This window comes from Thalassotalea agarivorans (assembly GCF_030295955.1).
Taxonomy (GTDB): domain Bacteria; phylum Pseudomonadota; class Gammaproteobacteria; order Enterobacterales; family Alteromonadaceae; genus Thalassotalea_D; species Thalassotalea_D agarivorans.
Map to the genome: position 1 here is coordinate 2573455 of NZ_AP027363.1, position 25218 is coordinate 2598672.

Consider the following 25218-nt stretch of genomic DNA (forward strand, 5'->3'; position numbering starts at 1 on the left):
TTGGATATTTGGGGTCAGAACATGTTCTGACCCCAAATGTTTTAGACGTTGCGTAGCTCTGCTTGTGGTTATACTTTCATTGGTTTTGAGGCATAAAAAAACCAGAAATAAATTCTGGTTTTTTAGATCGTTGGTTTGGGCTATTCGTCTTTCTTGTATCCCTGAGTCGCTCTTGCGCGCTTTTTCTGCTCGGTATAGTTAAGCTTTTTCTTACCCGCGAAAGGATTGGACGTTTCTCTAAATTCTATTTTAATCGGCGTACCCATAATTTTTAACGACTTACGATAGTAATTCATTAAGTAACGTTTATATGAAATCGGTAAATGTTTTACCTGGTTACCATGAATAACAACGATTGGCGGGTTGTAGCCACCTGCGTGCGCATATTTTAATTTGATGCGGCGACCATTGTGCATTGGCGGCTGATGGTCAAAAGCAGCCATTTCTAATACCTTAGTAACCATCGACGTTGAAATACGTTTAGTAGCCGAAACAAATGCTTCTTCAACCGATTCAAACAAATGCCCTACACCTGTGCCATGAAGCGCAGAGATAAAATGGATACGCGCAAAATCGATAAAACCTAATCGTCTGTCGATTTCTTTATTGATGCTATCTTTAACTGACTGATCAATGCCATCCCACTTGTTAACTGCAATCACCAACGAACGACCCGCTTCTAGAATAAAGCCCAATAGACTCAAATCTTGATCGGTCAAGCCTTCTCTTGCATCAACCACCAATAAACAAACGTTGGCATCTTCAATCGCGCGCAGCGTTTTAACAATAGAGTACTTCTCTACAACATCGGTAATATTTTTTCGGCGCCTAATGCCCGCTGTATCGATTAGCGTGTATTCTCTGCCGTTACGCTCCAACGGAATGTAAACACTATCTCTTGTAGTACCTGGCATATCGTAAACAACAACTCGATCTTCACCCAAAATACGGTTCGTTAGTGTTGACTTACCTACATTTGGTTTACCAATAATAGCCAGCTTTATCTTGTCATCGTGTTCAGGTGCTTCGACCTCTTCGACCGTCTCCTCAAGCTCAGCATCTAGCTGCTGGGCGTCTTCTTCGTTCGATACGTTTAAAGACTCAATGTAAGGAGAAAGTGCTAACGTAAGCAATTGCGTTACACCACGACCGTGTGCTGCGGCTATTTGATGCACGTCACCAAGCGCTAAGGCATAAAACTCAGCGACAGCGGAATCGGCATCAATACCATCTATTTTGTTAGCAACTAAGAACACTGTTTTATCTTGCTTTCGCAAGTAGTCAGCGATAGCTTCATCAGCAGAAGTTAGCCCCGCTCTTGCGTCCACGAGAAAAAGTACCGCATCCGCTTCATCTATAGCTGCAAGCGATTGCTGCGCCATAAGTGCATCAATGCCTTCTTCGTCGCCATGAATACCACCGGTATCGATAACGATAAAGGGTTCATCTTCTACATACGCTTGGCCATACTGACGGTCTCGCGTTAATCCAGGATAATCCGCTACTAACGCGTCTCGACTGCGAGTTAAGCGATTAAATAACGTTGATTTACCGACATTAGGGCGACCGACTAAAGCGACTACGGGTAACATTTAAACCTCAAAGAGTTAATTACTGGGGTTAGTGGTTATATTCTAACCGATATTAAAAGATAACTATAGCATTGCCACTATAGCCACAAAGAAAAGGCGCAGATTATACCCTTGTATAATCTGCGCCGCATGTATTTTGTTTGTGTAAAGACTAGTTTTCTAGTTCTGGCGTTTCGACAGCAACAATATCACCATTTCTTGCTTGCACGTAAATGATGTCTTCATGCACTACAGGTGTTGTATATATACCACTACCATTAACATAGAAGCGTGCTACGAATTCACCTGTTTCTTGGTCAATCCAGTGCAGAAAGCCTTCAGTATCACCGACTACAACATAATCACCAACAACAACTGGGCCTGTGACGCCACGATTAGTTAAGCTAAGCTGACTCCACTTTTCTAATCCATTGTTACGGTCCACGGCATAAACATGGCCTTTAACGTCTGTCAGGAAAATAGTATTTCTGTCTAACGATATTTGACGATAAGAAGAATATTGACGTTTCCACGCAATGCTACCGTTGCGAAGTTCAATCGCCACCAAGTTACCGCGAGCTGCAATCGCATACACTTTATCACCGTAAGCAATAGGCTTAGCGTCTACATCAATAACACGTTGCAATTCAGTTGTACCTGATGGTTCACCTACTTCAACTGACCAACCTTGCTGTCCTGTTTCTAGTAAAAATACTGATAGCTGGCCAGTAGCAGTACCTACCAACACACCACCTGAAGCAATAACTGGTGTACTTGTACCACGAAGAGTCAACGCAGGAATATCTTGCTCTACCATCCAGACTTCTTCGCCAGTCTCAGCATTGAAAGCATGCATAACACCCGACGTAGTGTTGACTATAACATAACCAGCGTCTACCGCTGGTGCCGAAACGACTTCACCTTTAAGCTTCGCTTCCCAAACTAGCTCTCCTGTTTCTGCATCTAAAGCAAACAGTTCGCCATTTTCGGTACCGTAAAAGACTTTGTTTATGCCGGTGACAGGGCCACCATTTACACGAGCATTGCGGCGATTGTCAAAAAATCCTCGCTCGTCGTGTATGTCACTTAAGTCTGCGTACCAAATTTCGTCACCGCTTTCTAAATCATAGGCTACCGCGTGTCCTTCGCGACTGGCAGTAAATATTTTGTTGTACGCAACGGTTGGTCTTAGTGTTGAAAAGTGACCACTAATCCCTTCACCAATACCGTCACTCCAAATCTCATCTGGAGAAAACTGCTCTTCGATCTCTACTAATTCAGCAACATAGTCATACGCTTCTTCATCATCTGTCGATGAACAGCTAACAACGGCTAGTGCCAATAGACTTGCTGTAATAAGTTTGTTTTTAAACATGTGCAACCACTACTCCAAACGAGAAAATACTTACTGTAAAACGTCTGCTTGCGCTAAGTCGTCTAACTTCATTTGTAGCGCAGCATTCATGCCTTGCTCAGATGCATCAAGGGCAGCTTGATACGCAACGCGCGCTTGTTCTGTATTTCCTTGTTTTATGTAGGCATCACCTTTTGTTTCTTCAACAATAGAAACGAAAGATTCTGGGAACTGAGCGCCTAACGTGGCTAAAGCTTGGTCATATTGCTCTAGTTGAATTTCTACGCGCGCTAAACGCACGGTAGCAATAGCTTTTATACCCTCGCTTTGCGCCTTAGCTACAGCAGTCTCAAGGTTAGTTTTAGCTAATGCCCAGTCTTCAGCTTCTACCGCTTTTTTAGCTGCTGCTAATGCAGAAAGGCTGGCATAGCTTGAATCACCATGCTCTGCAACAAACGCTTCAGTTTGCGCTTGGTCAACACCTTCTTCTTGTTCAACTAGTTGCAGAAATGCATCAGATGTTGCGTATTGCTCTGCCAATTTTGAATCTTTATAAAAATTGAATCCAACAAAGCCACCTAAGCCAATAACAATACCTGCAATCAATACATTGCCGTATTCTTTCCACAGCTTTTTGATCGCTTCAACTTGTTGTTCTTCAGTTTGATATGTTTCCACTGTACTTCCTTAAATTAATGTCTCTAGCAAAGCAGCCACATCTGATAATGCAACTGTTTGTTGTTCATGTTGCCCACGCAGATATTTTACGGTTATCTGCTGATTGGCTAATTCGTCTTCACCTAGTATCAAGGCAATTTGTGCACCTGATCTATCGGCTTTTTTCATTTGTTTTTTCATATTGCCGCCACCACAGTGGTTTTGAATATGAATATCAGGGACTTGACTACGCCATTGTTCAGCTAGCGCAACGCCCTTAATGTCGATACCTTCACCTAATGTAATTAAATAGGCGTCTACTTGAGGTCGAACATTATTCACTTTTTCTAAGCTGGTCAAGAGTAAAACTAAACGTTCAATACCCAAGGCAAAACCAAAGGCTGGTGACGCTTTACCGCCGAGCTGTTCTACCAAACCATCATAGCGGCCGCCGGCACATACAGTACCTTGAGCGCCAAGGCTAGAAGTTACCCATTCAAACACGGTGCGATTATAGTAATCGAGACCTCTCACTAACTTATCGTTAATGGTGTATTTGATACCTGCCGCATCTAAACGCGCGCACAACTGTTCAAAATGTTGCTGTGACTCTTCACCAAAATAATCACTCAGCTTCGGTGCACCTTGAAGTGCCGCCTGTACATCAGGATTCTTACTATCAAGCACACGTAACGGATTAGTATGCATTCGACGCTTACTATCTTCATCAAGCTGCGACTCTCTTTCTGTTAGAAACGCAACTAACGCATCACGATAAGCGGCGCGCTCTTCATTAGAACCTAACGAATTCAACTCTAGTTCGACAAACTCTGAGATACCAAGTTCCCGCCAAATGCGCGCAGATAGCATAATAATTTCAGCGTCAATATCTGGCGTTGCAATACCAAAGGCTTCAATACCAAATTGATGGAACTGTCTATATCGGCCTTTTTGAGGACGCTCATGTCGAAACATTGGGCCCATATACCACAATCGTTGTTCTTGGTTGTACAGTAAACCATGCTCGATACCCGCTCTCACGCAACTTGCTGTGCCTTCTGGACGAAGTGTTAAGCTGTCGCCATTACGGTCGTCAAAGGTATACATTTCCTTTTCAACGATGTCCGTTACTTCACCGATAGAACGTTTAAATAAATGGGTCGATTCAACGATCGGCATGCGGATCTCAGCAAAACCGTAGTTGCTTGCAACACGGCGTAATACCGACTCTACCATTTGCCAAATATTGGTTTCTGTTGGCAGGCAATCATTCATTCCTCGAATGGCCTGTATCGCTTTACTCACGTAGTTTTTACCTATTACGATTTAGGTTAAAGGGCGCATTATAATCAGGTTAAAGAAAAAGACACAAGACCTGACGCGTCCCTGTAACAATTTAGTTAGATATCGTCTTGATCAATTACTTTGACATCAAGGCGTTGTTCTTCATCCATCAACTTGGCTTTAGCGCGAATGCGTTGCTCTAACTGATCGACTAATTGATCATTGTCAAAGCGTTCTTTTTGTCTCACGCCATCAAGGTAATAACCGCTTTTCTTACTACCTCCGGTTAAACCAAGATCAGAAACTTCTGCTTCGCCTGGCCCATTGACAATACAGCCAATAATAGAGACATCCATCGGCGTTAATATATCTTCAACACGCTGCTCAAGTGCATTAACAGTGCCGATTACATCAAACTCTTGGCGTGAACAACTTGGGCAGGCAATAAAATTTATGCCTCTTGAACGCAGTTTAAGCGATTTCAATATATCAAAACCGACCTTAATTTCTTCGACAGGATCTGCTGCTAAAGACACTCTTAAGGTGTCACCTATGCCTTCATTCAATAACAGGCCCAAACCAATCGCTGATTTGACTGAACCTGATCTAAAGCCACCAGCTTCGGTTATGCCAAGATGCAAAGGGTTTTCAATCTGTTTTGCTAAAAGTCGGTACGAATCTACCGCTAAGAATACGTCGGAAGCTTTTACTGATACTTTAAATTGATCAAAGTTAAGTCTATCTAATATATCAATATGACGCATCGCAGACTCGACAAGCGCTTCTGGTGTTGGTTCACCATACTTTTCTTGTAAGTCGCGCTCTAAAGAGCCACCGTTAACGCCAATACGGATGGGAATATTTTTATCACGAGCAGACTCAACTACCGCTTTAACACGATCTTCTCGGCCAATGTTGCCTGGGTTAATGCGCAAACAGTCGGCACCATACTCTGCCACTTTTAAGGCAATGCGATAATCAAAATGGATATCAGTGACTAGCGGCACATTGACTTGTTTTTTAATTTCTTTAAATGCTTCAGCAGCATTCATGGTGGGTACGCTAACACGGACAATGTCTGCGCCTACAGATTCTAACGATTTAATTTGTGCAACAGTAGCATCTACATCAGTCGTTAGGGTGTTAGTCATTGATTGCACCGAGATAGGTGCGTCACCACCTACGGCAACATTACCGACATGAATTTGTTTTGATTTACGACGGACAATAGGAGATTCTTTAAACATAATTCGTTGTTTATTCTACAACAGCAGCTTGTGTTAATGGCAAAGTGAACTTGGCGATATTACCTTCACCAAATTGACTCATATCTACTTCTTGCCCATCTAAGTCGATAGCAACAAGTTCAGGTTTACCAAGTGTCACTGACAAAGGTGCGGCACCATTTATACGCATACTATAGCCACCTTTCTTGATACCCCAGGCTAATCGCTTACCATTGGCGTCAAAAATATTGACCCAACAGTCACCTGCAAAATCAAACACAGCAGAAACTAAAATAGCGGGATCGTCTTGTGGTAGCACACCCTCTTGTTGTGGTAACTGAATAACTACAGGTGTTGATTCTTGCGGCGCAGAAGATGTGTCGGCTGCTACTGGCGCTTGTTCAATTTCAACCGCTGGTTCACTGTTTTCAACAACGGCAGTTGTTGGCATAGATGTAGCCAAGGTTTCTTGTTCATTATTCGAAGGCGCGCTATCAACCGTTTGTTCGTTAGCCTCTGCTGGTTGCTCTGTTGTACTGGCTACAACAGCTGGCACTGGGACATCGCTTGATTCGTTTGATGCTTGTAACCACCAAACAAATGATGATCCAAATACAATAGCCGCAACCGCATAACTAATCCACATAACAATATTATGTTGCTTTTGTTTTTCGGTAACACGAGAGAAACTCAACATTTCTGCACTTTGCTCGGCCGCTACTTGTGTTGACTCATAACTGGCGATTACGTCGCTTTCAAGCAATCCAACAAGGCGCGCATAGTTTCTTAAAAAGCCTCTCACATAGGTTGGTGGCAAGCTTTCATCGATTTGCTCAGCTTCAATTTGTTCAACTAACGCAACACGCAAATTCAGCTTACTTGCGATATCTTTGGCTGTTAACCCCTTTGCTTCCCTGGCGTCTTTTAACAAAAGGCCAGGACCTACGATTTCAATGTCTTCAGTGAGTTCTTCTATTTTTAATTCTTCTGACATGATACTACTTCGACTGTTCAGGTTGAGAAACAACGAGTACATCACCCACTTCTATTTGGTCGGCGTTTGTAATGTCATTCCATTTCATTAAAGTACTTAAGCGAATGTTGTACATTTTAGAGATACGGAATAGTCCTTGTCCCTTTTCTACAACATGGGTTTTCGCCGCTGCAACTTTCTTCTCTTCTACCGCTTTTTCTTTCTCTAGGTCTACCTGACCTACTGAAATTACATCAGTATTTTCTTTGATATTCTCTTCGGGTAAATCTTCAGGCCTTTTCAACGCAACAGGCTGTGTACTAGTCACGCTGCGCTCTGGCACTTTAGTGTAATTAGCCGGTTGCTTCTTCGCAGGTGCATTTGGCTGCTGCGGCTTGCTCTCTGCCATAGCATTGCTCACTGCCAACATACTTGCATTCGCACCTAATTGTGCCGTGGGTTCGACAGCAGCTGCTGTTGATACCATTACAGGTGTTGCCGCTTTTTCTACAGATGGCGGTGCTGTTTTAACCGGAATTTCAGGCTTTTTGGTATTGGCTGTTAGGGTTTTCTTAGAAGGTGAAAGCACAACAACACGCTTTTTAGGTGCATGTAAAATGCGATACTCTTCAGCCCAATCATCTTCTGGAATATGTTGTAAGCGATTTTCTTTATACGCCTTCATTTGCTCTGATGCTGGATATAGCTGAAACAACAGCGCAGCATATTTGTTAGCGGCTGTTTCATTATTTTGATTGGCGTATATTTTGTATGCTAGCGCCAGCGCGTCGGGTGCATATTGGCTCATAGCACCTTCATAGCGTTTTAGATACGTCGCTGCTTTTTTATAATCCGCTTTAATGTATTGCACTTGCATCATCTGGTGCAGTGCAGACACGCTTGTAGGACTATGCAACACAGCTTTTTCGGTATATTGCTCAGCTTTTTTGTAGTCTTTTGCTTCAAGCTGACATAAGGCTAAATTTTGATAGCTTTGGCTCACCAATAAGTAACTTGGTACTGCAATCGCTTGTAGGAATTTTTCTTCAGACTCTTTGTATTTGGCATGCTTACATAAGAACACGCCATAGTTATTCAAAGTGTCTGCATTTTGTGGGTCTAAATCTAATGCTTTTTCAAAGCTTTTTACTGCTAACTCTGGCTCACTTACTGAGTCATAGTAATGGGCAAATGCTGTATGCACCTGCACAAGATTAGGTGAGGTTTTCTTAGCTTTTTCTAGATTTAGCTTAGCTTTACTAGTGTCGCCTTTGTTTAAGTAACTTAATCCAAGTGAAATTCGCGTCATCGCGATTTCATTGTTTGACGCTTCACTTAACACGATAGGTGTTTCGTTGTCAGCTTCATATGTTTGTGTAACACAAGCTGACAGCACCGAAATACATAGTGAAGATATTATAATTTTTTTCATTGTACTCATATTTTTACAGCCGTTTTTAGCGCACGTTACTATTGAACTAGTTTGACCGCTATATCACCGCCTTGTACTTTGCTTTTGGCTTGTCTTTCAGCCATTGTACGTTTGGTGCGGTCTAAAACATCACCCGCTAATTGACCACAGGCAGCGTCAATATCGTCACCACGGGTTCTGCGAGTAATTACAGTAAAACCATAACTTTGCAATACTTTATCAAAACGATCAATACGAGAATTACTCGAACGCTTGTAAGGAGAGCCGGGATAAGGATTAAATGGGATTAAATTTATCTTGCTCGGCGTATCTTTCAATGCATGTGCTAATTCGTGTGCTTGATCCGTACTATCGTTTACACCTTCTATCATGACATATTCTATCGTCACTTGCTTGTTTGCTTTTGATCCATCTATGTAACGACGTGATGCAGCTAAAAACTCTTCTAACGGATATTTCTTGTTAATTGGCACTAATTCATCGCGTAGCGCATTGTTTGGCGCGTGTACAGAAATAGCCAGGGCACAATCGATTTTTTCTTTTAACATGTCCAGTGCAGGTACAACGCCAGACGTGCTCACGGTTACTCGTCTTTTCGACAAACCGTAAGCCAAATCGTTCAACATTGTATCTAAGGCAGGGATCAAGTTCTTCATGTTAAGCAAAGGTTCACCCATGCCCATCATCACAATATTAGTGATTGGGCGAGTGCCGGCAATACGGGTAGCGCCAATATCATTTGCTACACGCCACACTTGACCTATGATTTCAGCCATCGACAAATTACGATTAAAACCTTGTTGCGCCGTCGAGCAGAACGAACATTCTAATGCACAACCGACTTGAGATGAGACACACAGTGTTGCGCGATTGTTTTCAGGAATCCATACGGTTTCTACTTCCTGTCCACTTTCAAGTTTTAACGCATACTTTATTGTGCCATCTTGTGAGACTTGTTTTTCAGAAATTTCAGGCGCAGTAATAACACAGTTGCGAGTAAGTTTTTCACGCAACTTTTTATTTAAGTTGGTCATTTTTTCAAAGTCGTCATAACCAAAATGGTATATCCACTTCATCAATTGATCTGCTCGAAACGGCTTTTCACCGATCGACTCAAAGTATTCACGCATACTTTTGTGATCAAAATTCAGTAAATTGACTTTTTCTGCTACTTCACTCATGCAATCTGTCTCTTTCCAACTCGTTAGGCTCAGCCCAGGTTTAACGCCGAAAAATTCGGGGGCGCAATTGTACACTTTTAGGGCATTGCTGACAAATTATTACGGCCTTACACATACAAAAAAGCCCCGCTAACTAGCGAGGCTTTTTGAACTCGATTCGCAATATTAGCGAGTGCGAGGACAAATCTCTTCGTCAGAGAAAAAGTACGCGATTTCACGTGCTGCTGATTCTAATGCATCAGAACCGTGAACAGCATTCTCATCGATTGAGTTTGCGTAGTCTGCACGTAATGTACCTGCTAATGCTTCAGCTGGGTTAGTAGCGCCCATGATTTCACGGTTTTTAAGTACTGCGTTTTCACCTTCAAGTACTTGAACCATTACTGGACCAGATGTCATGAACTCAACAAGTGCACCGAAGAAAGGACGCTCGCTGTGCTCAGCGTAGAAACCTTCAGCTTGCTCTTTTGAAAGGTGAACCATTTTTGAAGCAATGATAGTTAAACCAGCAGTTTCAAAGCGGTTGTAAATCTGACCAATAACGTTTTTAGCCACTGCATCAGGCTTAACGATAGAAAAAGTACGTTCGATAGCCATCGTGTGTCCTCTTAATAAAATAAATAATAATGGGTAAAAATTTTGCGCGGATTATAGACTAATTCGATGCGTTAACCAAATAAATTGCATAAATGATGGTAAAACGCAGTAAACATTGGCTTGCAGATAAAAAAAAGACCAGTAAAACTGGCCTTTTTAGTGTTTTCTTTGCTTAGAAGCGAACGGTTGCGCGAGCAAACAATGTTCTACCTAACACATCATAGGTGTATGGGTCGGTATTTGAGTCATTGTTACCCGTGTAATACGGCGGCGTTTTATCAAACAAGTTGTTGATACCACCAGACAAGGTGACTTGATCAGTGACGTGGTAAGAGGCGCTCACGTCATGATAAACAACACTTGGCGTGCTTGGCGCGTAACAACCACTTGGGTCGTCTAGACATGCATAGCTATCCATACCCGAGATAAATCTCGCTTTATAGGTTGCATCCCAGTCGTCTGCACGAGCCGTTAAGGTAAAGTTAGATTTAATATCGGCATAGCCACCTGAGCCACTTGTAATAATGCCAACATAGTCGATGGTCTCATCTAGAATAACTTCTTCAGATTCTAACAAGAAGGTACTATCGACACTCGCTTTCCAGTCTAATCCACCTGCTTCAAACAAATAAGACACATTTAAATCGATACCTTTAGTCGTCGATGCACCTATGTTTTGCAAGGTATTGTTAAAGATGATGCGATTTGAATTATCCATCGAAATATTGGCAGACTGACACAAAGCGCTACCAGTATTAATTGGGTTACCTGCTGCATCTAAACATTGATCTACGATGTACTGCGAGCTTACTTGTGCAATCGCGTTGTCAATCTCAATACTGTAGTAATCGGCAGTTAATGATAGACCGTCTACAAACGAAGGTTCATAAACTAAGCCTACGGTAAACGTATCGGCTTCTTCTGGTTGTAACATTGGGTTACCACCTACCGTCACTTCTGCTTGGTCTTGTCCGATTGGGTGCGAAACTTGATCGAAAGACGGAGACTTACCACCGTACAATTCATCCACGGTTGGCGCACGGAATGCCGTAGATGCCACACTGCGTAGCATTAAGTCTTCATAGACTTTCCAGGTTAAACCTAACTTCCAAGTAAAGTCATCACCAAAGGTTGAATAGTCAAAGTAGCGTATCGCTGTACTTAGCTCGACTGAATCAGCCAAAAAGCTGTCAGCAATAAGTGGAACAGCCAATTCAACATAGGCTTCGTTCACTTCAAAACCACCACGAGTTTCTTCAACGCGTGGATCGTTTGCTAAACCTTGCGAGGTTAACGAGTCAGGAATAAACCAAGCTTTTTCTTTACGATTTTCAATCCCTGAAGCAAAGCCAACATAGCCTGCTGGTAATTCGAATAGCTCACCCGATAAACTTGCCGCCAAAATCGCTACCTGGCTACCGCCTGAATTTTGTTCCGTATAAATATACGGGCTTAAGTTTTCAGTTTCCCAAGAGGCCTGATCTAACGGATTAAAAGTACCATCTTTGATTGCATCGCCAATGCTCCCCATATTGTGTAGGTTTGCTAAGCGGTCAACCGAGTCATTGCGACCGAAGTTGTATGAAAGATCCCAAGTCCAACCATTGTCCAAGAAGCCTTCTACACCAATCACATTTCTGAAGGTATCAACCACCTGTGAAAAACCACGTGCGCCTGTATCGGTCATACGACGGCCGTATGAAAGTTCATCGCCGTAATTTAAACCGTGGGAAATTAATGAGTCGCCCATCCAGTTTTCATAAGTGAAATCAAACCAAACTGGTTGTGGTGCCATTTGTTGCTCAGACCAACGTTTTGCATAGGTCACTTCTGAAAATAGATTTAAATCATCAGTCAATTCATAGTTTGCAAGGCCGGTTACATTGAACTTTTTCATCGGTGTAAACAAATAGCTTGTTGATGAATAGTTGTAGCGGTCAGCATCGCTAAAATCGTGCCAACCATTGCCAGCTTCGCCTTGTAAGCTCTCACCATTTGGTCCCCAAATGTGGCCATAAGGCGTGTAGCTTGAACCTGCGCAGAATAATTCTAACTCGCCAGCAGCGTTAGTGCGCTCAGCGATTGGGCATTCAGAAAACTTGCGGTCTGCTTGGCTTGCTTCACCGCGATCCATGTACTGAACACCTAAAACGATATTACCTTTATCAAACTCGGTACCAACGGTTAGATCAATATTGTATTCTTCGGCATCACCTTTGTCGGTCATTTGACCCGAGGTATTAAGCTCTAATCCTTCAAAGTCCTTCTTTAAGATGATATTTACAACGCCAGCAATAGCATCTGAACCATAAACGGCTGATGCGCCATCTTTTAGCACTTCAACACGCTGAATCATAGAAACAGGTATGGTATTCAAGTCAACACTAGAGGCTGCGCCTGTGCCCGAATTGACCATACGGCGACCATTAACTAATACTAAGGTACGAGCAGAGCCTAGGCCACGAAGATTGATAGTTGCGTTACCGCCTGAGCCATTGTTGATACCAGGGTTAACCATTGCACCGCTAGCAGCCGTTGTTTTTTGTAATATTTGGTCTATTGAGTTGGCACCTGAAGCAAGGATCTCGTCTGCGCCAATAACAGTAACGGGACTTGCAGTCTCCATATCAGAACGTTTGATGCGTGATCCGGTTACTTGGATTTTTTCTACTTCCTTAACTTGCGCGTCTGTTTCTTGAGCAAAAACTTGAGAGGATATTAGTGCAGTAGAGGAAACAGAACCCAACACTACCGCTTTTGTGATTACGTTTTTATTAAACATGATTTTCTCCGACATAAGTAAGCTTTTAATACAGCTTTAAAAGCTTCAGCTTCATCATAAGTAGGAGAATCACGCCTTCACAGACTTTATAACAAAGAGTAAACAGGTGTGTATTTTTTTGTTACCTAGGATAAAAACAATATTTAAACCATTGATTTACATTAAATTATATGGATTTTACAAATAAACCCTGTCATTTAAATTTACGTCTACGTAAAGGCAAAATGTTTAATAGTGTAAACACCATTAATCTTCAGAAAATCAGGGGGTTATTCAGCACTACTGGTTACCCTTACAAATTTGCTGTTCATAATGGAGAAAACTGTAACCAGAATGTAGCAAAACAAAACTTTTTTCATTGGGCAACATAGGGTTACATTGCCGCTTAAAAAACAATCAAATTGTTATAAAAACTTCACAACTTAGCGCTCAGGTGACGTTAGTTAACAAAGCTTGTAACCAAAAAAAGGGCCCTGAGGAGGCCCTTTTACACGTTAACTCTGATTAAATGCTGATACGTTTATATTCTCGGTATTCTGGTTGCCAAAAACATTTTTCAATATTTGCTAACAGCTGCTCATCCGAAAGCTCAAGCGCAAGGCCTTGCTCCATCGCAAGCTTACCTATATTAAAAGCGATCTTCTTGCTGAGCTCGCCAATAGATGTTAACGGCGGTAATAACTCGCCTTCGCCGTTATTAGCCAGCGGCGACTGAGATGCCAGTGTTTCACTTGCTACCATTAACATGTCATCGCTAATAAGATTAATGTTTGCCGCTACAACGCCAAGGCCAATACCAGGGAAAATATAACTATTGTTGCACTGCGCGATAGGATACGACTTGTTGTCGAATTGCACTGTATCAAACGGACTACCCGTTGCAATGATCACGTCGCCTTGCGTCCAAGCTATCACTTGCTCTGGTCTTGCTTCTACTTGTCTAGAAGGATTACTTAGCGGAAAGATAATAGGCGTTTTACAGCCTTTGTGCATAGCTTTAATCGCTTCTTCCGTAAACAAACCAGGTACACCTGATACACCAATAAGCACGGTTGGCTTCACGTTCTCCATGACATCGATAAGCTGCGCATATTCGCTTTCCATTGACCATTGCTTGGTTAAGGCTTTAGCTTGTACCAAGGCTTGTTGGAAGTCTCTTAATCCTTCCATGCCTTCAGTCAATAAACCAAAACGATCAATCATAAAGATTTGAGCGCGAGCTGACGCTTCATCTAACCCTTCTTTAACCATTTGCGCAATAATTTGTTCAGCAATACCGCAACCCGCTGAACCAGCGCCAACAAACACTACTTTCTGTTCAGACAGCTTCGCTCCCTTAGCGCGACACGCGGCAAGTAAACTACCTACCGTGACTGAAGCAGTTCCTTGGATATCGTCATTAAAGCAGCAGATCTCTTCTTTATAGCGTTTCAATAATGGCATGGCATTAGGCTGTGCAAAATCTTCAAACTGCAACATAGCCTTTGGCCAGCGACGTTTTACCGCTTTAATAAAGGCATCTAAGAAGTCGTCATATTCTTGTTGACTAATACGTTTATGGCGATTACCCATATACATAGGGTCATTTAACAGCTTCTCGTTATTGGTACCTACATCCAGAGTAATCGGCAAGGTGTAAGCTGGACTAATGCCACCACATGCTGTGTACAACGAAAGTTTACCGATAGGTATGCCCATGCCACCAATACCCTGATCGCCAAGACCTAGAATGCGTTCGCCATCGGTAACCACAATTACCTTAACTTTATTTTTAGTCGCGTTACGCAAAATATCATCTAGATTGTCTTTTTCTGTGTGAGAGATAAACAAACCACGCGAACTACGGTATATATCTGAAAATTGCTCACACGCGTCACCCACAGTTGGTGTGTAGATAATGGGCATCATTTCTTCTAGGTTTTGTTTGATCAACCTAAAAAACAACGTTTCATTTTTATCGTGAATCGCGCGTAGATAAATGTGCTTGTTTAGATTAGTTCTAAAGCTACTGTACTGCCTATACGCCCTGTCTACCTGCTCTTCAATCGTTTCATAGGCAGGTGGCAGTAGTCCATTTAAGTTAAAGTTAACACGTTCTTCACGCGTAAACGCACTGCCTTTGTTTAGCAATGGCGTTTCAAGTAACGTAGGACCTGCATAAGGGATGTAAAGAGGTTGATTGTTTTTAGACATTGATATGTATGTATCCTGGTCAGCTTTAGTACATAATAAATTTTTGGCGCATTATAGATGAGTTGTGGTCAAACAGAAATCAAACCACTTACTATTTCGTGTAAATAAGTGTGATCTAATCCATTTCATCAATCCAAGCCATTTGAATCGCTTCCAAAATGCGTTCACCGCAATGTTTTGGGTCGTCGTCAAACTCATCTAGAGCAAGCACCCATTGCATTAATTCTGGAAAATGCAACTGCATAGGATCAACGTCTGGATGTTCGTCAATTAAGGCTATTGCTATATCCAGTGAGTCTGTCCACTTTAATCCCATACGTCCTCCGCAAGCAATGATATATTCCGCTTAAGTTAGGTAAGTGATTCAAGTATAGATGAATTTTCACCACCTACTGTCGCAATATAGGAAAGCACAAACGCCATTGGCTGCTTTGTTAAAAACTCCAAGGCAAAAAAAAGCTGCGCCCTAAGGCGCAGCTTTTTTTGTTCGTCATGACTTATTCAATAAATCCGCGATCTTTAAGCAATGCTTCTACCTGAGCATCACGACCTCTGAAGGCGCGATAAGCATCAGCAGGGTCAACTGCGTTTCGAACGCTGAACAGATGCTCGACCAATTTCTTGGCAACATCTTCATCGTAGTAACCACCAGGCGCTTGCTCAAATGCCTGAGCTGCATCAGAAGTTAATACGTCTGCCCACATGTAACCATAGTAAGCAGCTGCATACCCTTCTCCACTGAAGATGTGTCCAAAATGCGGTGAACGATGACGCATTACAAGCTCGGTAGGCATATGTAATTTAGTTAACGTCACATATTCAAATTTGTCTGCATTGATGCCTTTCGGATCAGTCATATGAAACTTCATATCAACAAGCGCAGATGCTAAATATTCCGTCGTTTTAAAACCTTGGTTAAAGTTTGCCGCTGCTTTGATCTTAGCAATTAATTCAGCAGGCATGGGCTCGCCAGTTTTGTAATGTACTAGATAGTTATCGATAACTTCGTCAGTAGTTAACCAACGTTCTAATAGCTGCGATTGAAATTCAGTGTAATCTCTAACGCCGCCATTAAGGCTTGGGTAGGTGACATTTGAAGAAAGAGCATGCAGCGAATGGCCAAATTCATGGAAATAAGTTTCCGCATCATCCCATGAAATCAAAGTCGGCTGCCCGTCTACACCTTTCACGAAGTTTGAATTATTAGACGACAACACGTTTGTCTTACCTTCGAAAGTAGTATGGCTGCGGTAGCTTGTTGCCCAAGCACCAGAGCGTTTACCTTGTCGTGCAAACGGGTCTAGGTACCATAAGCCAACATTCTCACCTGTTGATTTACGTGTTACTTCCCAAACGCGCACGTCTGGATGAAACACAGGTACGCTGCCATCGCTGACTTCTTTAAATGAAAAGTCAAATAGTCTGCCTGCAACATAAAACATTGCTTCACGTAAATTGTCTAGTTCCAAATATTGTTTAACTTCATTTGAATCTAGGTCATACTTTTCTTTACGCACTTTTTCTGAGTAGTAGCGATAATCCCAAGGCTCTATTTTATCTAAACCATCGAGTTTTTCCGCCAGTACCGCCATATCTTCAACTTCTTCTTCTACTCGCTTGATCGCATATGGCCAAACAGTAGTCATCAGCTTCATTGCATTTTCTGGCGTTTTTGCCATGCGATCTTGTAATCGCCAGCTAGCATAATTTTCGTAACCTAACAGCTGTACGCGTTCGTGGCGCAGTTGTAAAATCTTGGCAATGTTTTCATTGTTATCAAACTCATCGCCATTATCGCCACGGTTATAATAGTTGTTCCAAACTTGTTCTCTTAACGCTCGCTCAGTTGAGTAAGTCAAGAAAGGCGACATAGAAGAGCGGGTATTGGTAACCGCATACATGCCCGGCTTTCCGCGCTGCTCTGCCGCTTTTGATGCCGCCGCAAGATATGACTGCGGTAAACCACCTGTTTGCTCTTCAGAGAAAAAGACCACATAGTTTTCTTCGTCTGCCAAAACATTATTAGCAAATTGCGTATGCAGGACAGAAAGCTCTTGGTTGATATCTGCGTAGCGTTTCTTCTTTTCTGCTGACAAAGTCGCGCCATAATGGGCAAAACCATTGTAAGTCAACCAAGTCAAACGCTGTTGCTCTGCGTTTAACGTTTTAAACTCTTCGCCTTCATAGACTGTTTGGATTCGTTTAAACAAGGCTTCGTTTTGGTTTATTTTAGAACCATAAGCAGACAGTTTTGGCCCAAGGTTTTTAGAAATTTCACGAAATTCTTTAGACGACATATTGCTTCGCCAGATACCATAATAGGTATATAAGCGGCGCAATGGTTTGCCGGCTTTTTCCATCGCAACGACAGTATTTTCAAATGTTGCCGGAGCTGGATTTTGTGCAATCGTTTCTATTTCGGCTAAATGTAGCGCCATCGCCTCGTCAAATGCGGCATCTAAGCCCACATAGTTCACCTTGTCAAAGGCAGGAACACCTTGATATGGACCTTCCCAAGGCGCAAGTAATTGAGCTTTCGCGCTTACAACATCACTCTGCTCACTAACGACTGGTTGCTCAGACGTGGTATTTGCGCCGCTGCATCCCATTAAAATTGCCGATAACAATAAGCTCGGCACAATATTAAAGTTTTTCATCATTATTTTTTTCAACCTGTATAGATGTCACTTACAGACTAACTGCAACTTCAAAACGCAGAAAGTAAAATCGTATTAAATCACGTATTTTTAAGATAAACGGAGAATGTATGTTGCATTTACTTCCGGCTACCTTAAGCTATGTGCTACTACCATATTACGCTTAGTATAGAATGAACATCGTTTTTTTAGATAAAAAGACATTCAGTAACTCGATTGATTTGAATGCGCTTGAAACAGAACATAGCCTCACAAGTTACGAAACAACCACACCAGAGCAAGTTGTTTCACGGTGTATACATGCCGACGTAGTGATCACCAATAAAGTCGTTATAGACAGCGACACCTTGTCTCTTCTGCCAGATTTAAAACTCATTTGTATTGCTGCAACAGGTACTAATAACGTCGATTTAGAAGCGGCTAAAGCGCTTAACGTTCGTGTGTGCAATGTATCAGGTTATTCAACGCCATCTGTTGCCCAGTATGTTTTTTCACAGTTGCTAGCTCATTTTCAACAAATTGTTGATCACAACGCCAATACGCAAGCGGGTAATTGGTCTAAAAGTGAGACTTTTTGCATTCTTGGGCAGCCAATCGATGAATTAAAAGATAAAACAATTGCGATTGTTGGCTATGGCACATTAGGACGCAAAGTTGCTGATATTGCCACCGCCTTTGACATGCAAGTTATCATCGCAGAGCGCCCTGGCGAAACACCTCGAGAAGGTCGCGTAGTGTTTGAAGAAGCGATGTCACAGGCCGATATTGTCACGCTACACTGCCCTTTAACACCACAAACTCAAGACTTGATTAATCAAGATACGTTGGCGTTAATGAAGCCAAACGCAATACTTGTTAATACCGCAAGAGGCGCTGTGGTAAACAGTCAGGCGCTATACACGGCGTTGAAGCAAAAACAAATAGCCTTGGCAATTGTTGATGTATTAGAACAAGAACCACCGCCACATGATCACATTTTATTGCAGGGCGATTTAACTAATTTAGTGGTAACGGCGCATATTGCGTGGGCGAGTCAGCAAGCGCAGCAGCGATTGATTAACCTGATTGCGCGCAATATCTCAGCATTTCAGCAGGGGCAGCCAACTAACGTCGTGGCCTAATATTTAGAGCGCCAAATGCCTAGCAGGGCAAGCAACGCGACTAAACTAATCGATAGATAAGCAAACCATATTAGGTACACCTGATTACCTTGCCAAAAAATATCAAGCACGCGAATATTCGAGTGAATGTTTAAAGTGCCGCTTTGGATTGCGGGTAATATAGAGTGATTAAAAATATAAAACGCAAAGTACAAAAAGCTCACGCCAACGGCAACAGCAAACAAGGTGGCGAGTATTTTACACAGCAGTAATCCGTATCTCATATTTTCATTGTGCAATAAAAAAAGGTACATGCAAATACATATACCTTTTTATTGATTAGAGCTAGTGGCTAACTATCGACGATATTCAACCTCAACGTCATAATCGTCTTCATCCCAGTCGTCATCGTCTAGAATGTCGTCATCTTCAAAATCATCTAAGGTATCTTGGTGGTAGGTATCCCACTTAAATTCTACCGCTTTCTCTTCTGCCGTTTCTTCTTCCTCAGCAGGAAGTGACTCAATGAAGCTCATAAGCTCTGTACAGAGCTCTTGTGTGCCCATTTTATTGAATGCTGAAATAGCAAATACCTTGTCATCCCAGTTCAACGCTTGTTTGATTTGCTCAGTGAGCTCCTTCGCTTCTTCTTCCAGCATTAGGTCAAGCTTATTAAGTACCAACCAACGAGGTTTGTCGGCGAGCTTTTCAGAATGTTTGCTTAGCTCGTCAATAATAATACGCGCGTTTTCAACAGGGTCACTTTCGTCTATTGGCATGACGTCAACAACGTGCAACAACACACGGCAACGTTCAAGATGCTTTAAGAACTGTGTACCTAAACCTGCACCATCGGCAGCGCCTTCAATTAACCCAGGAATATCGGCAATAACGAAACTGCGTTGAGCATCTAGGCGTACAACACCTAAATTAGGCACTAAGGTGGTAAATGGGTAGTCTGCAACTTTTGGCTTAGCCGCTGATACGCTACGAATTAACGTCGACTTACCTGCGTTTGGTAGCCCTAATAAGCCAACATCGGCAAGAAGCATTAACTCAAGTTGTAAACTGCGAATTTCGCCTGGTGTACCGTCTGTTTTTTGTCGCGGCGCCCTGTTTGTACTCGATTTAAATCGAGTATTGCCAAGTCCATGCCAGCCACCTTTGGCTACCATAAGCGTTTCTTTGTGCTTAGTTAAATCGCCAATTTGCTCGCCAGTATCTACATCAACGGCACGTGTTCCTACCGGTACTTTTAGGTACAAGTCTTGACCACGTTTACCCGTCATGTCTCGGCTTTTACCATTTTCACCACGCTGCGCACGATGAAAACGTTCAAAACGGTAATCGATCAGGGTATTTAAGCCTTCATCCGCAATGAGATAGACATCGCCACCGTCGCCACCGTCACCGCCATTTGGTCCACCAAATTCGATGTACTTTTCGCGGCGAAAACTGACACAGCCATTTCCACCGTCTCCGGCTTCAACTCTAATTTCGGCTTCATCAACAAATTTCATAGCCCTGATCTAACTCCTCGGTTATTTTTGGCATTGCACACTTTGCTAATTATAAGCGAATAATCAACAAAGCTACTGATCTTTTATGTAATTTCCTAATAGATTGGGGAAATCATCTCATATTCAAGAGAATTCCCTACTATAGGCAAAAAAAAACCCCGCTTTTGCGGGGTTTTCTAAGAATGCGTTATATTATTCAGCGATAATACTTACAAACTTGCGGTTTTTAGGACCTTTAACTTCAAACTGAACTTTACCGTCAGTTAAAGCAAATAAAGTGTGATCCTTACCGATACCCATGTTAGTACCTGCGTGGAACTTAGTACCACGTTGACGAACGATGATGTTACCAGCTAATACTGACTCACCACCAAAACGCTTAACACCTAGGCGTTTGCTTTCTGAATCGCGACCGTTCTTGGTACTACCTGCTGCCTTCTTATGTGCCATTTCTAAATGCTCCTAAAATTAGCCGTTAATACCAGTAATCTTCACTTCAGTGAACCATTGGCGATGGCCCATCTGCTTACGTGAATGCTTACGACGTCTAAACTTAACGATTTTAACTTTCTCACCACGACCTTGGCTTACAACTTCAGCAGTTACTTTACCACCGTTAATGTAAGGCGCGCCTACATTAACATCGTCGCCGTTAGCGATCATTAAAACGTTATCGAATTCTACAGTTGCACCTACTTCAAGCTCTAGCTTTTCTAGGCGTACAGTTTGACCTTCAGTCACACGGTGTTGTTTACCACCGCTTTGGAATACCGCGTACATAGCTACTCCGTACCGCGCCAACTCTTACATTTGACGCTAAAATTAAAAATATAGGGCGCGAATTCTACGCGAACTTATAAGTGAGGGCAAGCCTAATTTCACTTTTTATTATGATTTTTTTAAAGCGTGTCGATTATAGCTTCTTTCTGTTACAAAATGGTGTAAAATCTGCGCCATAAAAACTCGTAAAAACCCGTTAAATGCCATGGACCTAAAACAAATCCTCGCTTTAGCTGAAGAAGATATGACGGCTGTTAATCAGCTAATATTTGATCAGCTTGCTTCAGATGTCGCATTAATTAACCAGCTAGGTGTATATATCGTTAATGCCGGTGGCAAGCGTATGCGTCCATTGTTATCTGTACTCGCGGCAAAAGCGCTAGACTATTCAGGCAAAGACCATCAAGCCATAGCGGCTATCATTGAATTTATCCACACAGCTACCTTATTGCATGATGATGTCGTCGATGAATCTATGTTACGTCGTGGCAAAGATACCGCTAACGCCCTATTTGGTAATAGCGCTAGCGTGCTCGTTGGTGACTTCCTTTATACCCGTTCATTCCAAATGATGGTAAAACTGGACGATATGCGCATCATGGAAATTCTTTCTGATGCAACCAATATTGTTGCAGAAGGCGAAGTGTTGCAGCTAATGAATTGCAATGATCCCGACACGACTGAAGAAAGCTACATGCAAGTCATCTATTCAAAAACGGCAAAATTGTTTGAAGCAGCAACCCGTTTAGCCGCAGTAGTCAGTCATCAACCACAGGCAATCGAAGACGGTTTGAAAGATTACGGTATGTATCTGGGCACCGCCTTTCAGTTAGTGGACGACATAATGGATTACACCGCCGATGCCAAGGAAATGGGTAAAAATGTTGGTGACGACCTAGCCGAAGGTAAACCAACCTTACCGCTGCTTTATGCGATGAAACACGGCAATGAAAAACAAGTTGCCATTATTCGCGATGCGATAGAAAACTGCACAGGCATGGAGAATCTCGATGCGATATTAGCATGTCTCGAGGAGACAGGCGCACTTGCCTACTGCCAATCAAGAGCTGAAGAAGAAGCGGACAAAGCGATAAAGGCCTTAGCACCAATCCCTGATTCACCTTATAAACAAGCACTCGTTGCCCTTGCACATATAGCGGCGAATAGAAGCGCGTAAAGCCATGCCAACGCCCTTACCTATTTTCGTTATCAACCTAGATAGAAGCAAGTCTCGTTGGCAACAAGTAACGTCAAGGCTTTCACAGCTCAACCTTGAGCATCAACGCGTCAGTGCTGTTGATGGCAAAACATTGCAAGTAGAAGATATCAGCCAAGTATACTCGGCTACGTTAAATAAGTCCCTTTTTCGCTATGATTTAACCTTAGGTGAAATCGGCTGCTATTTAAGCCATCGTCATATTTGGCAAACGATGGTTGACCAGCAAATCCCTTACGCCGTTATTTTAGAAGACGATATTAATATTCAAACTGAATTTGCCCACGTTTTAGACATGCTTGTGCAGTATTCTGATTGGGAATTAGTAAAGCTTGGCGATGATAGGGACTTACCTTTTTACCAGCAGCACTCTGAGGCGCCATTTATTTGGGGAAATTATAAGAAAATACCCAACTGTACCTTAGCCTATGCCATTAGCTTGTCAGCAGCAAAGAAATTGTTATCACGAGAGAAGTTCTATCGACCTATTGATATCGATATGCAGTTTCCAACCAAGCTATCGTTAAATGTTTTGGGATTAAAACCTTACGCTGTATCACCCAATCTGGATTTTGATTCAGAGATTGTTGCCATCAACAAAGGCAAGCACAAAGGCAATACCTCGTTTTGGCGAAATCTAAAATATAGAATAATGCTAGCCTGGCAAAGAAAGAAATATACCTCAGGTAATTTGAATCAAATAAAAAAGGCTACCTAAGTAGCCTTTTTGTTGATTAAGCTTTAGTGCTTAATCCGCATTTGTTGTCTAACCAATCAATCAACTCACCATAAAACTCTTTTTTATGTTCATAGAAAAGATAATCGCCAAAATGATCAGCATCCTTTAATTCAACATATTTAAAGTCTTTGTCGTAATCTTCCAACTCATCAACGAACAAACGGCTATGTTTAACTGGCACACGCTGGTCTATGTCTCCATGCACAACTAAAATTGGTACATTCACTTTTTCAACCTGCGCTAAAGGAGATACACCTTCGATTGTGGGACGTTGCAATATCGACAGAAAACGACTGTCATTTAATGTTGCATTAATGCGGTTTAAGTCACTAACCCCTGCGCCTGCAACCGTACATTGATAGATGTTGTTTTCACGCATTGAGGCAGCGAAAGCAGCATAGCCACCGTAGGACCAACCAAACATTGCCAGTTTATCTTTTGTTGCTAGTCCTTTATTAACAAGAAACATCGCGGCATCGTCTAAATCATCTTGCATGCTTAAACCCCAGTTTTTATCACCGGCAATCCAATGATCTAATCCGTAACCTGTAGAGCCGCGATAATTGGGTTGAATAACAATATAACCACTTGATGCCAACAATTGAGCCCATTCATCAAAAATGATGGTATCTCTTACCCATGGTCCACCATGTGGCAATACAACCGCAGGAAATGGAGCCTTACCCTTAGGGATAGTAACATAAGCTTTTACTTTACGGCCATCGCGCGCTTTATAAGTAATGTACTTAACGTCACCTAGTTTCGCTTTATCAATGGCAGGGTGTGCTTCACCAATTTTATCTAGTTTCTTTTTATTTGTGATCAAATAATAGCTACCGGCATCATTTGCCGACTGAGTAAATATCACCAACGCATTATCGTCGTCTGAGCGACTACGAATACTGACATGCTGCTTAGGGAATAAACCTTGTAGTGACTTATAAAGGCTTTCTTCATTGGCATCAATCCAATAGCGTTTTGGTTGCTTAGTGGCATAACTATAGCCTTTTAGTTCGCCATAACGATCAAAAATAGCGCCGCCAGCATCAACATTTTCTAAGCCAAAAATACGATCAGATACTTTGTTTGTTTTAATATCATAGGTGTAGATGCCAGCTTTATCTTCGCCAAAATTTGCGCGGACAAATATTTCGTTTGGGTTATCCTTTGCAAAACCTAAAAAGTCATAATCTTCACGGTTTTCAGGGCTGACATGATAAGCGAGTTTCCAGTCTGTACTGCCTTTTTCGCGCACAAACAAATCGATACCACCTTTACTTCTATTCCATCCCGACGCAGCTCTCACTTCACCATCGTGGTCCGCTATAAAGCCACCATTAACCTTAGTATTACCGCGCATCACTGTTACAAAATTGCCCGTTTCAATATTCAAACGCACAACATCAGGGATAAAGTTTTCGTTAATATCAGTTTCAACCAATATTTCATTTTCAACGCTAGGGAGTAAATCTAAAATGCTAAAGCCACGCGCTTTGTTTTCCATTGGGATAACCCAATTGCCTTTTCCGTCAGCATCAACAATGGCAAATTCGTTAACCCAGTAACGACGAGCACCATCTTTTAGAATTTGTCTAAATGATACTCCTAACTTTTTGTTATTTAACCAAGTCACCGAAGAGATCTTCATTTTAGAAGAGCCAAGGCGGACAGGTTTGTCTAACAAGCTATAAGGGTTACGAACTTCGATAAAATAATTACCTGTTTTATCGGCGGCTCTTAATACTGCAAGCTGTTTACCGTCTGGAGATACTGTCACTGTTCTTACAGCAGGTAATATGGAGAATTGTTCAACCGTATCTAATGCATTTTCATCAGCAATTGAATGTGGAGCTACTAGCAACGACATTGCTACTAGGGCTGAACGTGAAAAGATTGTTAACTTCATTTATACCTTCCTACTTTACATTGCCATTAAACAAAATGGCCTCATAAGAG

General features: G+C 42.1%; 21 protein-coding genes. 3 read left to right on the forward strand and 18 right to left on the reverse strand.

Annotation, left to right across the window (positions count from 1 at the left end; all coding sequences use genetic code 11):
• Positions 1–140: 140 nt before the first annotated feature.
• The 13 genes from der to QUD85_RS11815 form a co-directional block, all read right to left on the reverse strand.
• Positions 141–1592: a ribosome biogenesis GTPase Der gene (der, locus tag QUD85_RS11755; RefSeq protein WP_093326893.1), complete on the reverse strand. Its 1452-nt coding sequence runs from the start codon at positions 1590–1592 to the stop codon at positions 141–143.
• A 151-nt stretch (positions 1593–1743) separates the two neighbouring features.
• Positions 1744–2946 carry an outer membrane protein assembly factor BamB gene (gene bamB, locus QUD85_RS11760; RefSeq protein ID WP_093326892.1) on the reverse strand — a complete coding sequence of 401 codons (1203 nt, stop codon included), beginning with the start codon at positions 2944–2946 and terminating at the stop codon, positions 1744–1746.
• Between the two features lie 30 nt (positions 2947–2976).
• Positions 2977–3603 carry a YfgM family protein gene (locus QUD85_RS11765; RefSeq protein ID WP_093326890.1) on the reverse strand — a complete coding sequence of 209 codons (627 nt, stop codon included), beginning with the start codon at positions 3601–3603 and terminating at the stop codon, positions 2977–2979.
• A gap of 9 nt (positions 3604–3612) precedes the next feature.
• Complete coding sequence (hisS, locus tag QUD85_RS11770) at positions 3613–4887, reverse strand: histidine--tRNA ligase (protein WP_093326888.1); 1275 nt, start codon at positions 4885–4887, stop codon at positions 3613–3615.
• Positions 4888–4982: 95 nt separating this feature from the next.
• Positions 4983–6113: a flavodoxin-dependent (E)-4-hydroxy-3-methylbut-2-enyl-diphosphate synthase gene (ispG, locus tag QUD85_RS11775; protein ID WP_093326886.1), complete on the reverse strand. Its 1131-nt coding sequence runs from the start codon at positions 6111–6113 to the stop codon at positions 4983–4985.
• A gap of 10 nt (positions 6114–6123) precedes the next feature.
• A complete protein-coding gene (locus QUD85_RS11780) occupies positions 6124–7086 on the reverse strand; it encodes a RodZ domain-containing protein (RefSeq protein ID WP_177168820.1) in 963 nt (320 codons plus the stop codon).
• Positions 7087–7090: 4 nt separating this feature from the next.
• Complete coding sequence (pilW, locus tag QUD85_RS11785; protein ID WP_177168819.1) at positions 7091–8497, reverse strand: type IV pilus biogenesis/stability protein PilW; 1407 nt, start codon at positions 8495–8497, stop codon at positions 7091–7093.
• Positions 8498–8535: 38 nt separating this feature from the next.
• Positions 8536–9678, reverse strand: coding sequence for a bifunctional tRNA (adenosine(37)-C2)-methyltransferase TrmG/ribosomal RNA large subunit methyltransferase RlmN (locus QUD85_RS11790; RefSeq protein ID WP_093326881.1), 1143 nt, complete (start codon positions 9676–9678; stop codon positions 8536–8538).
• Between the two features lie 165 nt (positions 9679–9843).
• Positions 9844–10275, reverse strand: coding sequence for a nucleoside-diphosphate kinase (gene ndk, locus QUD85_RS11795; protein WP_093326879.1), 432 nt, complete (start codon positions 10273–10275; stop codon positions 9844–9846).
• 172 nt (positions 10276–10447) lie between these two features.
• Entirely contained in the window at positions 10448–13057 is a 2610-nt protein-coding gene (locus QUD85_RS11800) for a TonB-dependent receptor plug domain-containing protein (RefSeq protein WP_093326877.1), read from the reverse strand.
• Positions 13058–13561: 504 nt separating this feature from the next.
• Positions 13562–15250, reverse strand: coding sequence for an NAD-dependent malic enzyme (locus QUD85_RS11805; protein ID WP_093326875.1), 1689 nt, complete (start codon positions 15248–15250; stop codon positions 13562–13564).
• Positions 15251–15365: 115 nt separating this feature from the next.
• Positions 15366–15566, reverse strand: a complete 201-nt coding sequence (gene iscX / locus QUD85_RS11810; RefSeq protein ID WP_093326874.1) for a Fe-S cluster assembly protein IscX — start codon at positions 15564–15566, stop codon at positions 15366–15368.
• Between the two features lie 181 nt (positions 15567–15747).
• Entirely contained in the window at positions 15748–17907 is a 2160-nt protein-coding gene (locus QUD85_RS11815; RefSeq protein WP_093327175.1) for a M3 family metallopeptidase, read from the reverse strand.
• 173 nt (positions 17908–18080) lie between these two features.
• Between QUD85_RS11815 and QUD85_RS11820 the strand changes: the two genes are divergently transcribed.
• Complete coding sequence (locus tag QUD85_RS11820; protein WP_093326872.1) at positions 18081–19028, forward strand: D-2-hydroxyacid dehydrogenase; 948 nt, start codon at positions 18081–18083, stop codon at positions 19026–19028.
• Here the strand turns inward: QUD85_RS11820 and QUD85_RS11825 are convergent.
• The 4 genes from QUD85_RS11825 to rplU form a co-directional block, all read right to left on the reverse strand.
• Positions 19025–19321: a hypothetical protein gene (locus tag QUD85_RS11825; protein WP_093326871.1), complete on the reverse strand. Its 297-nt coding sequence runs from the start codon at positions 19319–19321 to the stop codon at positions 19025–19027. The genes QUD85_RS11820 and QUD85_RS11825 overlap by 4 nt on opposite strands.
• Positions 19322–19363: 42 nt before the next feature.
• Entirely contained in the window at positions 19364–20527 is a 1164-nt protein-coding gene (cgtA, locus tag QUD85_RS11830; protein WP_093326868.1) for an Obg family GTPase CgtA, read from the reverse strand.
• 192 nt (positions 20528–20719) lie between these two features.
• The gene (gene rpmA, locus QUD85_RS11835; RefSeq protein WP_093326866.1) at positions 20720–20977 is read right to left on the reverse strand and encodes a 50S ribosomal protein L27; all 258 of its coding nucleotides are present in this window, start codon (positions 20975–20977) and stop codon (positions 20720–20722) included.
• An 18-nt stretch (positions 20978–20995) separates the two neighbouring features.
• A complete protein-coding gene (rplU, locus tag QUD85_RS11840; RefSeq protein ID WP_093326865.1) occupies positions 20996–21307 on the reverse strand; it encodes a 50S ribosomal protein L21 in 312 nt (103 codons plus the stop codon).
• A gap of 205 nt (positions 21308–21512) precedes the next feature.
• Between rplU and ispB the strand changes: the two genes are divergently transcribed.
• Together ispB and QUD85_RS11850 are read left to right on the forward strand one after the other, a co-directional pair.
• Entirely contained in the window at positions 21513–22484 is a 972-nt protein-coding gene (ispB, locus tag QUD85_RS11845) for an octaprenyl diphosphate synthase (protein ID WP_093326863.1), read from the forward strand.
• Between the two features lie 4 nt (positions 22485–22488).
• Positions 22489–23241 (forward strand): glycosyltransferase family 25 protein, encoded by a 753-nt coding sequence (locus tag QUD85_RS11850; RefSeq protein ID WP_093326862.1) that lies wholly within the window; start codon positions 22489–22491, stop codon positions 23239–23241.
• A gap of 16 nt (positions 23242–23257) precedes the next feature.
• On the opposite strand, the gene QUD85_RS11855 is transcribed toward QUD85_RS11850, so the two are convergent.
• Entirely contained in the window at positions 23258–25168 is a 1911-nt protein-coding gene (locus QUD85_RS11855) for an alpha/beta hydrolase family protein (protein WP_093326860.1), read from the reverse strand.
• Between the last annotated feature and the right edge of the window lie 50 nt (positions 25169–25218).

Bases quoted from the DNA above. Each gene is read 5' to 3' on its own strand.
- QUD85_RS11800 (WP_093326877.1), bottom strand. From the start codon at position 13,057: ATGTTTAATAAAAACGTAATCACAAAAGCGGTAGTGTTGGGTTCTGTT.
- ispB (WP_093326863.1), top strand. From the start codon at position 21,513: ATGGACCTAAAACAAATCCTCGCTTTAGCTGAAGAAGATATGACGGCT.
- QUD85_RS11815 (WP_093327175.1), bottom strand. From the start codon at position 17,907: ATGAAAAACTTTAATATTGTGCCGAGCTTATTGTTATCGGCAATTTTA.
- QUD85_RS11805 (WP_093326875.1), bottom strand. From the start codon at position 15,250: ATGTCTAAAAACAATCAACCTCTTTACATCCCTTATGCAGGTCCTACG.
- bamB (WP_093326892.1), bottom strand. From the start codon at position 2,946: ATGTTTAAAAACAAACTTATTACAGCAAGTCTATTGGCACTAGCCGTT.
- iscX (WP_093326874.1), bottom strand. From the start codon at position 15,566: ATGGGATTAAAGTGGACAGACTCACTGGATATAGCAATAGCCTTAATT.
- QUD85_RS11780 (WP_177168820.1), bottom strand. From the start codon at position 7,086: ATGTCAGAAGAATTAAAAATAGAAGAACTCACTGAAGACATTGAAATC.
- cgtA (WP_093326868.1), bottom strand. From the start codon at position 20,527: ATGAAATTTGTTGATGAAGCCGAAATTAGAGTTGAAGCCGGAGACGGT.
- pilW (WP_177168819.1), bottom strand. From the start codon at position 8,497: ATGAAAAAAATTATAATATCTTCACTATGTATTTCGGTGCTGTCAGCT.
- ispG (WP_093326886.1), bottom strand. From the start codon at position 6,113: ATGTTTAAAGAATCTCCTATTGTCCGTCGTAAATCAAAACAAATTCAT.
- rpmA (WP_093326866.1), bottom strand. From the start codon at position 20,977: ATGGCACATAAGAAGGCAGCAGGTAGTACCAAGAACGGTCGCGATTCA.
- QUD85_RS11850 (WP_093326862.1), top strand. From the start codon at position 22,489: ATGCCAACGCCCTTACCTATTTTCGTTATCAACCTAGATAGAAGCAAG.
- QUD85_RS11825 (WP_093326871.1), bottom strand. From the start codon at position 19,321: ATGTACCTTTTTTTATTGCACAATGAAAATATGAGATACGGATTACTG.
- ndk (WP_093326879.1), bottom strand. From the start codon at position 10,275: ATGGCTATCGAACGTACTTTTTCTATCGTTAAGCCTGATGCAGTGGCT.
- QUD85_RS11820 (WP_093326872.1), top strand. From the start codon at position 18,081: ATGAACATCGTTTTTTTAGATAAAAAGACATTCAGTAACTCGATTGAT.
- rplU (WP_093326865.1), bottom strand. From the start codon at position 21,307: ATGTACGCGGTATTCCAAAGCGGTGGTAAACAACACCGTGTGACTGAA.
- der (WP_093326893.1), bottom strand. From the start codon at position 1,592: ATGTTACCCGTAGTCGCTTTAGTCGGTCGCCCTAATGTCGGTAAATCA.
- QUD85_RS11855 (WP_093326860.1), bottom strand. From the start codon at position 25,168: ATGAAGTTAACAATCTTTTCACGTTCAGCCCTAGTAGCAATGTCGTTG.
- QUD85_RS11790 (WP_093326881.1), bottom strand. From the start codon at position 9,678: ATGAGTGAAGTAGCAGAAAAAGTCAATTTACTGAATTTTGATCACAAA.